Below are 13,309 nucleotides of genomic sequence, written 5' to 3'. Positions count from 1 at the left end.
CGTGTTAATATTTTCTCTTAATATATTTCTCTTTTTTTTACTAGTCTCCAAATATATCTACCATAGGTATTTAATTGACAAAACCCTCTAGAATATAAAGCCGTTTCAAGTAATGATTTACTTGTATCACCTTCTAACATACTAGCATTTTCAAAAGATTGTAACTTCATAAAAGTTTCAAAATCTATATCAAATTCAGTCTTCTTTCTATCTAGAATGTCTCGGTTAATTCGTATTCTATGGTTTTCCTTAGGAAAGATGGTATTTAATTCTTCTACTAAGTCTCTTCCTATAATAGGTGTACATTTTCGGATTGGAGTAATTCTATCAATAAAGGATTTGTATACTGGTCGTTGCTGTATTGGAGATAGCATTTTATCAGCGCATCCGTATAATCCTGCAATAGATACATAACCAAAAATATCCTTTGCAGCTCCCTTTAAACCTTCTTCAATAATTGATGTAAATATTCCTCGACCTAGAAATTCTTCGGCTAAATCTTCCTTTTTTGTTGCTGCTAAAAATGATACACCTTGTCTTAATGTTGCAAAATTTCCTTTTCCTGATTCTATATTAAACATCTGACCTGCATGACAACAATCTAAGATTACCGTGACCTCTCTAATATCAGATTCATTTATCAGTATACTTAACCACTCCATTGATACACCATAATCATCTCTCGATGTATCTACTCCACATATATACCCTCCTTCATTATCAATGTATCCATGTCCTGAAAAATAAAATACAAGGTGTGCATATTCTTTATTTAAATGTTCAGCTAAGAGCCTTTTCATACTTTGGTTGGTAACATTGATATGTTTATCTAGAGTAAAATTATGACTCCCGTCATCATTCTTCCTCAGTAATTTTTTTATTGCATTACAATCGTTTTCACATCCTCTAAGCTTACTTACATTAGAGTAATTATCGTTACCTATAATTAAAGCTACTCTATCATTCATCATTGTGTTTCTCTTCTAATATTCACAGCAAGAATACAGCATATATACACGATATAAAAACCTGACAATCAATCATAGGGTAAATACATTTTTTACTACCTATATAATTAGGGAAAACCCTATTTTATAATTTTATGCAAAAAAAAGAGATGTCTTTCACTTGACACCTCTTTATCATTATAATTGTATTTTTTAATCTTTATCCATAGTAAATCCATTTTCCACTGCAAAACGAACTAAGCCTAAACCACCTTTAACATTTAGTTTTTTTGCTAGATTCTTTTTATAAGTTTCAATTGTCTTTGATGATACACACATTCTATCTGCCAATTCTTTGGCTGTGAATTCTAACGTTAGTAATTGTAATAATTTTACTTCATCATTTCGCAGTGATTTTTTAATATACTCTATATCAACATATTTTTCATCATGATTTTTCATTAGACTTCTTGCTCCAACTTGAGCAACTTCTTCCTGTAAATAGTCTCTTCCATCTCTCAAATTTCGAAGAGCCTCAATCACATTTTTACCAATTGTATTTTTAAGTATATACCCTTTAGCTCCAGCACTAAGCATCTCTCGAATATGTTTTAAATCATCATACATTGTAAGTACTAGTACCTTTATTTCAGGGAAATTAATTGATATATATTTTAGCACTTCTAAACCATTCATTTTTGGCATTCCAATATCAAGAATAAGAATGTCAATTGTTTTGTTTTCCATTTTTTTAATAGCATCTTCACCATTCAAAGCATAGCCAATACATTCAAATTCATCTGAGTATATTTTTAATTTAGACATTAATGCTTCAATAAACAATGGATAATCTTCTGCTATAAAAATTTTTGTCTTACTATCTTTCATTGTATATAGGTATTGAAATAGAAACTGTTGTCCCATGTTTAATTCGAGAATATATTTCGATTTCTCCGTTAATTTGTTTTATTCGTTCTTGTGCGTTTATTAAACCAACACCTTTGTTAGAGCTATCTTTTTCCATATCAAATCCAACTCCATCATCATTCAAGGCAATATTTATACTATCATCGTGATAAAATAATTCTATACTAACATCTTTAGCCTTAGCATGTCTCACTATGTTATCTATGAGTAAAATTATAGTTGATAATAAATTCTTTTTCACCTCTAGATTAACATCGTAAGGCTCTCCAATTCTATGAAAATCAATATGTATCTTTCCGCTATTATTAATAAATTGACAATGTTTTTCAATAGAATCTGCTAAACTTTCTCTCAATCGGTCATGTCCTATTAAATTGTGTGCAATGGTTCTAACATCACCACATGATTCTTCAACCAAGTCTATAAGCTTATTCATTTCACTTTGTTTCTCTTCATTTTTTTCCTGTTCTGTCAAAGAATCAAGATTAATTTGAATAACAGCTAGTTTACTAGCAAGTTGATCATGAAGATCTTTTCCTATACTTTTCCTAATTTCATCATCTATCTTTAACCTATCCTCAAAAAACTTCATATCCGCTTCATAGGTCATTTGACTTATCTGATTTTTAAACAATTGCTCTTGTTGTATTTTCTCAAGTTCAATTTGACTTGCTTTGGTCTTATTCCTATAATTCTTTATTAATAGCCAAATCCCCAGAATTAATATAATTACAAGAGCTATAAGACCTCTAATTAACATTTGATCCATTTTATCTTCAAGCATATAACTATTATTTTCAGCCTCTTTACGTTTATATTTTTCTAAAGCAGCTTTTTTTTCTTGTCTTGATACTTCTAAAAGTGCTGATAACTCCCTGACATTATTAATACTTTCATATAAACTATCTTTTGTTGACAATGAAATTTTATTGAATTTATAAGCCTTTTTATAATCTCCTAATTGATGATAATAACTTGATTTTAATTGATGAAAATCTATCAATAAGCTTAAATTACTCTCATTATTAAGGTCTATTTCTAATTTTTGTATTAACTCAAACACAGCTTCCAATTGATTTAATTTAAGCATAGAATGAGCTAATTCAATCCCGCTTTCTATTCCAAGAATTGATTTACCAAAAGTATAAGCATTATCATAAGCCTTTTTATAATATATTATAGCTTTTCTTTTATCTGTATCTGAATAAAGCTCTGCTAAGTCAAAATATATAGTTGATAAATTGTTATCTAACCCAACTTCAGAACTTTTATTACTCGCATCCTTTAACATCTTTTCAGCTTTACTATAATTTCCCTCCAAAATATATAATGAAGCCATATTAATCTGAAGATCTATTAACCCATTCACATCATCTATTTGTTCATAATAAAATTGAGCTTTATTATATAGATTCAATGCTAGAGCATTTTGCCCTAAGTCTTGATGAATATTTCCTTTATTTTGTAATATTATAGCTGTGAGTAATGAATCTTGAATTTTCTCTGATAAAGCAAATGCTGTATCAATGTATGCTAAGGCTTTTTTATAATTTCCACTTCGATATAAAGACATTGAGTATCCACTCAATAACTTTAAACGTTCATTATTTGAGTTTTTACTTGTATCTAAATAATGTATGCCATTTTCAAAATTAAAAATAGCAGAATCATATTTCTCTTGCTGATGATATAATAATCCTATTTGATTATAAGCACCTCCTACAAGTTGTTTGTTATTTATCTTTTTACGAATTTCTAAGCTCTTGATATAATGATGTAATGCCTTAGAGTATTCCTCCTTTCTTTTATAATAATTACCAATATCTGAAAGACTATATGCTTCAATTTTTTGATCAGAGCAATCCCTCGCATAATTAAGAGCTTCTGTAGCAAAATATAATGATGAGTCTGGATTTACATTTCTTAAACTCCATGCCTTTTCGGATGCTCTTGTGGCTTTTTCCTTAATAGTAAGGTTAGAAAGCTTTGACACCTTCTTCTGCGCAGCAAGAGGATATACTGTAGAAATCAAAATTATTAACAAAAAAAACCTCATAAAATATATTATAATACTAGAATAGTTTACTTCATTCTATCAAGCTCGAAATTAATAAAATTAAATATTTTACCTAGAAACGTATACTGCTTCCTCCTTAAATATAAAGTTAGTATTTTCAACTTACAAAAGTTGAAAGCAGTATACAGTTAATTAACTATTGAATTTAACAGGTCGAGATTCTGCTTGAGCATCTTTAACTTTAACTTTTTTTCTTCTCTTTTCATCATCTCCATCCATTAATATCATTTCTATTTCACCTTGAATTGGATCAATTTCAATTTCCTTTAAATCTATTTTTATAATAGTTGGGTTATCTTTAAATTCATTAATGTTTACAATTGAAGTATACACTAAATTTTGCACTGTAACCTCCCCGTTATTTTCCAAATAAACCTGAGGGTGTTTATTTTCATCTGCATTATTCAACAAAATAGTCATACCATAATGCTTTGGATTTGTTTTTTCTTGATATGTTAAGAAAAAATCTGTAGTAGTCTGTGACATAAAACTTTATTTTAAATTAATAATACCACAAAATTAGATTAGAATTAAACTTAATTCAAGTCCTATTTATCCTAAATATTTAATCTATTATTAAAGGGTTTTCCCTATAAAAAATTGGTTAATATCACCCTGTAAAGGCTATATAGTTAATTCAACAAGAATAATCAATACCCATTATAACACCCAATATCACTCATCTTATTATTAATGAAATCCATTAAATCAACCTCTTTTGATGCACTCATACCGCTTTTATGTTTTCTTTCCTGCATATCAGCAGCTGTATTAAATTCTACTTGGAGTTTTTTACAATCTTTTTCTATAATGAGTTTATAAACTCTAGTTTTTACCATTGGATCATATAGATTCCAAAAATCACCGTCTCCCATGATTTCATTCATCTTTTTACGCTCTGCTATTTCTTGTAATTCCTGTTTACGTTTAACTCTTTGATTTTCTACAATTTTTAAATCCATTATCTGTGAGATATCAGGTACAACATCATCACCATATAAAGTTCGTACCGTATTGTTGTACTTAATTATTGATTGAATGTTAAATATAGTTCCTAAGCTATCTATTTCAAACATGATTAGATAATCATCCATATAACCTTTCTCTTTATCATAGATTAAAAATTCTTGAGCTTTTGTAAAATCAATTTTGGGATTGAAATAATAGCGTTTAAAACTTACTCCTTCCATTTTTTGATCTTTAAACTCTCCATCCTGTTGTGGATAAACTAAAGACTGGTTATTACCTCCAAACAGGTTACTTACCTCAACCAAGTCAATCACATTTTTCATGTGTTTATCTTGAGGATTTGATTTGATGTACTGTGTTATTATAGATTTAGGTGTTTTACTCTTTCTCTGCTCGTGTATACCTGTAGAAATACCGATAAGCATTAACATCATAAAGTAAGTAATGTAACGAACACCATTCTTGTTCCAAAGCGGAACTTTGTCTTTAATAATTTCAACTAGTGGAGGTAAAATCATTGCTCCTAGTAACCCTGATATCAAACCTTGTAATACTTGTCCTTGCATAAACATACCAAGACAACTTAAAATTAGAGCAATGCTAATAAAATACTTTAAACCTTTTTTCATGTGACTTATTTTCTTTTGCTTTTCAGTCCCAAAAAAGCTTGTGTATTTTGATATGAAATAAAATAGCGTGGGTACTGTAGCTTACCGTAACTGAGGTATCGCCAAACACCCACACCACAAATAAACCAAGCCCACGCCATAGCGTGAGCGGTAGTCCATTTAGTCTTGTGGTGTTTTAAAATTTGGCGAATTTTCAGTTACAAGATTAAATAGCTAACGCTATCTTATATTTTTACTATGTTTTTAGTTTTTTTCTTCCGTATAATTTTTCTGTTTAGTGCAAATCTAATTAATTAGGTGTGATATTCTAAATTTTGGCTTTGATATCTGTCAAACAATCTTTTTACAGCCATTGCAGTGAATTGTTTACCTCTACGAGTAAGAAAACTATTCTCATTTAGGGTATTGGCAATAGCCTGAAATGTTTTCCCTTCTTTACGTAAAGATTGAATGAATATAGAGGCTCTTTTATTAGCTTTATTATCTACTGCGTTTTGTCTCCTTGTAATAATACTTTTTTGACGGGACAAATCGGTCAAGTTTTGAGGATTACCCAATTTAGCACCTTTACGTTTTAATTCTCCTAAAGCTACTTTTGTTCTTTGTGATATTCTTTCTCTTTCTTCTTGAGCAAGTACAGCCATGATACCTATAGTGACTTTAGAAGCATCAGGCATATCTGCACATACAAAATCGACGTTGCTGTCCCGTAAAGTGTATATAAAGCCCACATTCCTCGATAACCTATCTAATTTAGCAATTAACAGAATAGCGTTATGCTCTTTACAGTAATCAATTGCCTTATGTAGTTGAGGTCTATTGTTCTTTTTACCACTTTCTATTTCTTGAAATTCTTCTATCAGCTCATCATCATCTTTTAGGTAATTTTTTACTGCTGATTTTTGAGCCTTTAAACCCAATCCTGAATTTCCTTGTTTCTGTGTAGAAACTCTATAATACCCTACGTATTTCTTCATATATCGTTTATTAAACGTTGGTTTAACAAAAGTTATTCTGTTTTATGTGTAATTAATAGCTTCTTTTAATAAGCTATAGAATGTATTAATTCTAAAACTTTATACCGCAAAAAATACATTTGATCTATTTTTCCCCTTATACATTTCTACAATTTCTCTAATAACAAAATATGATAACTAAAATGATTATATAAACAGGCATTTATTATAAGTTAATGCTCCATTGAAAACTAAAAGAATACCTTTTCGTTACCCTAATTGGCTTTTTTTTGCATGTTTTAGTCACTTTTTGTTTAAAAATGGTACTAATCACTAGCTATTAAAGACCAAAACGGTATGTTTTATCTAAATTAGTATGTTCACTAGACTGTGTAATTGCATCATTATTTACTTTTTTCTGATTTACTAGTCTAGTACTTTTTTGCATTGTAAATGTGCATAGCAGATTTATCTAGCTGTTTTAGTTACCTACTTCTATAATGTAGTTTGTATTATCAGTACATGTATTTATTGTTCCTTTTTTCAGTTTCTTTCCCTTTCCTCCCTTTCCCTTTATAATCCCATATTTACTATTCATATTTTTTCCTAGTTTTTTAAGCGTTTACGTTTGATGAATAAATCAGATTTAATAAGATCAGCAGAAATGTATACATACTCATTCCTCCCTCTTTTTCTGATATATGGTTTATTATCAGGATATGATTTTAAATAATTTAACAAATCGGATTTAGATTTAATAAACTCCAATTTTTCAGCTTGATATTTAACTGAAATATAATTATGCTCTCTAGCACTTTTTTTCATGTTAAATGCAGTTGTTGTACTAATGTTTAAGTATGCAGCTAAATATGATATTGGCATAGGATAAAACCCACGAGGAAAAGAAATATTATGATTCATACTGGTACCTCCCATGGATGATACCGACCTTTTATTCTTTTTATCTGAGTATTTCTTTACACGTATTACATAATCGATTAAAGCTGCATTACAAAACACTTTGAAATTAGAGAAGTCATCTTCTTCGAAAACTACCCCTGACATAGTGGTCAATCTTAGTTTTCTATGAAGTTGATTATAGCTGATTATTCTATATGATTTTCTTTTTGAGTTAACTGTAATCCATCCTTTAGATATCATCCAATCAAGAGCCGATTTAATCCACTTTGAAGATTTATTTAAATCTGTTGCCCATACTTTAATATTGTCATTAGAATACTGCACATGACCACTGGCTATATATTTAAAATATACAAACAGTGACAGGTGGTTAATCTTTCGATTTTTACGACAGTATTCTATTAAACCAATTGGTATGTTAGCGTAGATCGGCTTCATTGTTTATATCTCTTTAATTTTTTACTGGATATAAACCTGCTCGTTCTAGAATAGGTTTTAAGTCATATAGTTTCTTTAAATCTACATAGACTTGGTTCGTAATTAGTTTGCGGAAGGGTACCAAAATTAAAACCTCATTTAGATTTTCTAGATGAGGTTTTTTTGTTTTATAAAGAAACTAGAAATATAGATTTTTAGATATAGAAAACCACTTACCGTTGCGCCTATTCCTAGAAGAACAAAGAGTACTGTGAAAAAAATGATATGCATCTTTTTAAGACCAATAACCCCCAATGCCCCCACAAGTAGTCCCAGGATTAGGTATAGTGCCGCTCTTTTTATCAGCGTAGAGCGGAGTTCAATCTTCGCCTGGTCATAAATTTTTTGCGCCTCCGATTTAGTGATGCCAAAATGTTTACAATGTTTTTTTAGGACCGCCCATTTTATTTTAAGTTCTAAAATATCGTGTTTTAAAGACTCTTTCAGATAATCTGAGATATTGTTTAGGTACATTTCATGTGGCTTCAAAACCATAGAATCAATATCTTTTCCCCTAATAAATAGATTTTCAGCTTGATGATGGTTTATATTAGGATTCTCGGGATATAGTATAAGAAATGTAAGAGCATTTTTTACAAGGGTTATTGTCTCATCTTTTGTGAATTTTTCTTCTTGAATATTTAGTTTTTTTATAAAAGAATGGATCGAATAAGTGCCCATAAATTCCCAATTTATATTTTCATCTGTTTTAGAGTTGTAAAAAATATTTATTGAGTTTTCGTTATCTAAAGTTAACTCAATCTGATAGTTAAGGAATTTGGTTTCTGAGATAATACTTTTGAAGTACAGAATTAAATCTTCTTGCAAATGATTCTTTAATATATGCCTTTTCAACTGTTTAATACATTGCTCATATTCTGGCTTATGAAAAACGAAAGACTTATTTGGGACTAACCAGTTTGTTGTTTTTTTATGATTATTATTGAATGTAGTATCTTCTTTTTCTGGTGTCCCAAATCTTTTCCATAGAACTAAAGTCTCTGTTTTTTCTACTTCAATATTCAGCCACACCTGTGGGAGATTGTCGTCAAGAGGGGAGATTAGTAGTGGGAAATGTTCGTTTTTTTCGGAATCAATTTGAGTACACAATATTTGTGCTGTTTGGAGGTCTTTATAATAATAGTTGAAACTGAATAATTCATACTCAAACTCATATATTTCAGGGTATAAAGAATATAATAAATCTTCTAAGTTTTGACCATCAATGCTTATAGTTGCTGAGTGGAGACTCTCGTTTTTAATTATTTTTATCTTATTCAAAATGCTCGTTGTTTTAAAAGTGCAGTCATATAGGTTTAGTTTTCAGTTAAAAAGGAATATCATTTTTAATTCTATAGATGGCTTCATTTATTAAATTACTAAAGGTACCTGTAAATGATTTTTTTAATAAAGGATCGCTATCCTCTGAATCCCATGAAGCATTAAAAATATACACATCTGGGTCTTCATTTTGCTCATCTAAGAAGAAGATACTGTACTGACTATCTAATCGATCGAATACAAAAAAAGGTCGCTCTAATTTATTTCCCCAAGTTTCCATATCCTCCTCGCAATCTTCAAAAAGGTCGTCAAAATCTTCATCTACAACGCCTGTATTCCCCATTATTCCTGCTAAAAATAAATACTCTCTAAAGGCTTTAGGAAATTTATTTCCATTATTGTACTTGGTTTCTAGTTCTTGTATTTGAGATAAATTAATTCCTTTTCTTCTTCCAATACTAGGTGCCAAATTAGGATTATCTCTCAACTGTTGCATATACTTTATTTCCATAACTTATTTCTTTTTATTTTGTTTGTATCTTTTTTTCGCTAATTTCTATGCTTCAAGGTAGAACTTGCCTCAAAAACAAAAACCACCTCTTCGGAGGTGGTTAATTACTTATTCGCCCAAGAAATCTTTCCAAGCATAGAGTATTTCTATGAGTTCTTTCAGTGGTATTTCTGTGCTTTCTAGGCTTTTTACATCGGATGTAAAATATGCCGTTTCTGCATCGCAAGAAAATGTACCGCTTCCTTCACCTATATCCCAACCTCCATATTCGTATATGTCTAAAGCTTCATCGAAAGTCTTCTTTTTACTATAAACTAGCTCTAATAACTCTATAATTTCTGCTGTGCTGTATTTGGTGTCGTCTATGAAGTAGCCCAACAATATATGTTCATCTTTTTCTGGTATTGCCCAGCCAACTTTAGAGTCAAAATTTATTTTTATCATGATTTTTTAGTTTATTGGTTCAAAATTTAAGTAGGCGTTATTAATTTTCCCATCTGGATTCGAGAAGAACTCTACTTGGTATCCTTCTTTAGACTTACCTACATATTTACGACCATTGTTTTTATGTTTAATTACATTCTCACTGGCTTCTTGAGTAATTTGTTTTATTTTTTCTAGGCTCCATTCTTTTGGCCAAAGGGTAGAAGATTTTGGTTTTTTTGTGACAATTACCGTTTTACTGAGCGGTTTAGATTAATTTTTAAAGAGTTATTCTTGTGCTTGTATTTCTAGATACTTTTCTAAGGTTAAACCGTCTACTAACATACCTGGAAAAGCTTCCATTATGGCCTTTGTAAATGGTATCAGTAAAGAGCTTATTGAAGCATGAGATAATTTATAATCCATTTGACTTATAGCTCCAAGATTATCATCACCTAAAGTTTCCCGAAAATCTTCACGATTAGGTAAATCTATACTGATATATTCATATTTCCCTTTTTCTCTAATAAGATATTCATAATCACTTTCTTTTTTTGCTTCTAAGTTTAAATCATCACATACTTGTAATAATTTTTTTTCGAATACTTTTTTGGTTATATATTCTTTATTCAAAAATATATCTGTTAAGTCTGCCATGTTAATGTAATTTTTATCGGCTAAATCGTCTAGTTTTTTATGGAGGGCTTTAAGGTTTTCTGGTTTGGCTACAATCTCCTCGGCACTTTTCTTTAAGGCACTCCTTAAAGCTACGGTAATTTCTATATTTCAAGGTAGAACTTGCTTCAAAAACAAAAACCACCTCCGAAGAGGTGGTTAATTACTTATTCGTCCAAAAAATCCTTCCAAGCATAGAGGATTTCTATGAGTTCTTTCAGTGGTATTTCTGTGCTTTCTAGGCTTTTTACATCGGATGTAAAATATGCCGTTTCTGCATCGCAAGAAAATGTACCGCTGCCAGAACCTATATCCCAACCTCCATATTCGTATATGTCTAAAGCTTCATCGAAAGTCTTCTTTTTACTATAAACTAGCTCTAATAACTCTATAATTTCTGCTGTGCTGTATTTGGTGTCGGAGACAAAGTATCCTAAAAGCGCATCTTTATCTTCTATTCCCATAGCCCATCCTACTTGAGCATCAAATTTTAATCTATTTTTCATTGTAATTTTAATTTAAAAGTTTTCAAAATTTAAGTAGGCGTTATTAATTTTCCCATCTGGGCTCGAGAAGAACTCTACTTGGTATCCTTCTTTAGATTTACCTACATATTTACTCCTATCGTGTTTAATTACATTCTCACTGGCTTCTTAGTAATTCGTTTTACTTTTTCTAGGCTCCATTCTTTTGGCCAAAGGGTAGATTTTTTCTTTTTACAATATTCACCATATTCCTTTATATAGAATTGAAATTCTACGATATCAACCTTTTCGCGTGTATGAAGGGTTTTGGTTGTCTTTTTCAGTACTTTCACATTATCAGTTTTAAAAATTTCATGCATATGTACACCTTTAGCTTCCGCCTTTACCTGCCAAGGTGGTAATATTTCATCTTTGTTTTTACCTCCTTTGCTTAATACATATTCATATACTTCTTTTACCTTGGTTTTATCTTGATTGTGTATAATCTTTATTTTTATGTCTCCATACAATAAATGGTCATGAAATTTTACGCTAAAGCCTTTAAATTTAAATATATTTTTTAATTCCGTCAACTCCTCCAAATTCTTCTTCACCAACACCTCTTCACTAAAGTCATCCACCACTTTGGCTAGTTCATCGGGGCCTTTTTGCAGTTTTTTTGTAGCGGCTTCTAGATAGCTTATATATATTTATACTAAATTTTTTATCTAACTAATAATTAGTCAAGTATATATCTATTGAATGTGTAAGCCATTAAGGAATTTCAATTCCCATGATCTGATCCTATATTATCCCCATGTACCATCTACCTCTATATAGCCGTGGTGGTATGAATAGTATAAAATTTCATATGTATCTGCATCTATATAACAGCTACCAATATGTCCTTCTACACATTCTATAATATTTCCTTGTTGGTCTCGTTCTACATAATCAGGGAATTCAAATATTACTCTATATAAGTTTCGTATCACCCCTGTTCTGTCCTCTTTCCTATCTTTATCCCAGCAATCAAAACCATAATCTTTATCGAAATCTAAGTTAATGGTTTTCATGTGTTTTTTTACCATTTTTATTATTTCTTCTTTTGTCATCATTCTGTTATTTTTATGTTTGTTAAATCTATTCCGTCTTTTTTTGCTTGATTAATAAGGGGAAGAATATTTTTTTATAAGCGTGTTCTAATTGCTTAGCATTAAATTTATGCTTTTGTTTTAGAATTTCTTTATATACATACATTTCTCGTTTGTAAGTGCGTATTAATTGTTCTTCTGGACTTCCTCCTAATAATTTATGCCCTTTTTTGTATTCTTTTTCACCTATTTTCATAAACTCCTCTAAGTGTTTGTATTCGTGTAGTATTTCATATTCTGTTAAACCTTTTTGTAAATATATTTTTCGACTAAAAGGACTGAATCCTGCCTGTTTTCCGCCTAGAATTTTATTGCCTTTAGGTAAAATTATCAACTCTGCGGTATTATTACTAATCTTAGCAATTTTATCTTTCCAAAGCTTAACTTCTTTTCTCCTCAAGGTTTTACCACCTAACATACCTTTTTTTCTTACGGGTAGATCATCCCATGTAGCTAGAGCATCCAAATTCTTCTTCACCAGAACCTCCTCACTAAAGTCATCCACCACTTTGGCTAGTTCATCGGGGCCTTTCTGAAGTTTTTTTGTAGCGGTATCTAGATAGCTTATAAGATCCTCTACTTTTTGGGCAGAAAACTGAGCGGCTTTTTTAGCTCCTTTACCTACCGCTGTAGCCACAGAAGTCATTTCTGCAAGGATGTTGGCGGCGGTGAGTGATCCGCCTGTAAACACAATACTTATAATGGCCTCCAGGACAAGTCCAGCCATTTGTCCTCCTAAATAGGCTATTTGAGCATGGTTTACATTTGCTAAAATTTGTTCTATTTTCTTCCAGCACTTTTGGAAAAAGGTGGAAAAATCGAAATGGATGAAAGCCCAAATAAATCTATCCATTTTTTCGGATAATGGGGGCATTCTCCTCGGCACTTTTCTTTATGG

At 30.6% G+C, this 13,309-nt stretch carries 15 protein-coding genes; all 15 read right to left on the bottom strand.

Translation table 11 applies throughout. From position 1 onward, the window contains the following. Positions 1 to 17: 17 nt before the first annotated feature. Entirely contained in the window at positions 18 to 971 is a 954-nt protein-coding gene (locus N4A45_03195; protein ID MCT4664224.1) for a caspase family protein, read from the bottom strand. Positions 972 to 1,160: 189 nt separating this feature from the next. Further along, complete coding sequence (locus tag N4A45_03190) at positions 1,161 to 1,835, bottom strand: response regulator transcription factor (protein MCT4664223.1); 675 nt, start codon at positions 1,833 to 1,835, stop codon at positions 1,161 to 1,163. Beyond that, the gene (locus N4A45_03185) at positions 1,825 to 3,906 is read right to left on the bottom strand and encodes a tetratricopeptide repeat protein (GenBank protein MCT4664222.1); all 2,082 of its coding nucleotides are present in this window, start codon (positions 3,904 to 3,906) and stop codon (positions 1,825 to 1,827) included. Before N4A45_03185 ends, N4A45_03190 begins: the two co-directional genes overlap by 11 nt. A gap of 177 nt (positions 3,907 to 4,083) precedes the next feature. Next, complete coding sequence (locus N4A45_03180; protein ID MCT4664221.1) at positions 4,084 to 4,437, bottom strand: hypothetical protein; 354 nt, start codon at positions 4,435 to 4,437, stop codon at positions 4,084 to 4,086. Positions 4,438 to 4,601: 164 nt separating this feature from the next. Then, positions 4,602 to 5,549, bottom strand: a complete 948-nt coding sequence (locus N4A45_03175; protein MCT4664220.1) for a hypothetical protein — start codon at positions 5,547 to 5,549, stop codon at positions 4,602 to 4,604. A gap of 293 nt (positions 5,550 to 5,842) precedes the next feature. Next, complete coding sequence (locus N4A45_03170) at positions 5,843 to 6,526, bottom strand: recombinase family protein (protein MCT4664219.1); 684 nt, start codon at positions 6,524 to 6,526, stop codon at positions 5,843 to 5,845. Between the two features lie 585 nt (positions 6,527 to 7,111). Then, on the bottom strand, positions 7,112 to 7,864 hold the full coding sequence (locus tag N4A45_03165; protein ID MCT4664218.1) for a hypothetical protein: 753 nt from the start codon (positions 7,862 to 7,864) through the stop codon (positions 7,112 to 7,114). 147 nt (positions 7,865 to 8,011) lie between these two features. Beyond that, positions 8,012 to 9,184, bottom strand: a complete 1,173-nt coding sequence (locus N4A45_03160; protein ID MCT4664217.1) for a hypothetical protein — start codon at positions 9,182 to 9,184, stop codon at positions 8,012 to 8,014. Positions 9,185 to 9,230: 46 nt separating this feature from the next. Further along, positions 9,231 to 9,695 (bottom strand): hypothetical protein, encoded by a 465-nt coding sequence (locus N4A45_03155; protein MCT4664216.1) that lies wholly within the window; start codon positions 9,693 to 9,695, stop codon positions 9,231 to 9,233. 108 nt (positions 9,696 to 9,803) lie between these two features. Next, on the bottom strand, positions 9,804 to 10,139 hold the full coding sequence (locus N4A45_03150; protein ID MCT4664215.1) for a hypothetical protein: 336 nt from the start codon (positions 10,137 to 10,139) through the stop codon (positions 9,804 to 9,806). Between the two features lie 267 nt (positions 10,140 to 10,406). After that, on the bottom strand, positions 10,407 to 10,775 hold the full coding sequence (locus N4A45_03145) for a hypothetical protein (protein ID MCT4664214.1): 369 nt from the start codon (positions 10,773 to 10,775) through the stop codon (positions 10,407 to 10,409). Between the two features lie 185 nt (positions 10,776 to 10,960). Next, positions 10,961 to 11,299, bottom strand: coding sequence for a hypothetical protein (locus N4A45_03140; GenBank protein ID MCT4664213.1), 339 nt, complete (start codon positions 11,297 to 11,299; stop codon positions 10,961 to 10,963). Positions 11,300 to 11,427: 128 nt separating this feature from the next. Beyond that, positions 11,428 to 11,898, bottom strand: coding sequence for a hypothetical protein (locus N4A45_03135; GenBank protein ID MCT4664212.1), 471 nt, complete (start codon positions 11,896 to 11,898; stop codon positions 11,428 to 11,430). A 168-nt stretch (positions 11,899 to 12,066) separates the two neighbouring features. Then, on the bottom strand, positions 12,067 to 12,375 hold the full coding sequence (locus tag N4A45_03130) for a hypothetical protein (GenBank protein MCT4664211.1): 309 nt from the start codon (positions 12,373 to 12,375) through the stop codon (positions 12,067 to 12,069). A 25-nt stretch (positions 12,376 to 12,400) separates the two neighbouring features. Beyond that, positions 12,401 to 13,264, bottom strand: coding sequence for a hypothetical protein (locus N4A45_03125; protein ID MCT4664210.1), 864 nt, complete (start codon positions 13,262 to 13,264; stop codon positions 12,401 to 12,403). Positions 13,265 to 13,309 lie beyond the last annotated feature (45 nt).

It is taken from the genome of Flavobacteriales bacterium, from assembly GCA_025210805.1.
Classification (GTDB): Bacteria; Bacteroidota; Bacteroidia; order Flavobacteriales; family CAJXXR01; genus JAOAQX01.
The sequence above is the reverse complement of the archived record's forward strand: the minus strand, read 5'-3'. Positions and strand labels throughout refer to the sequence as shown.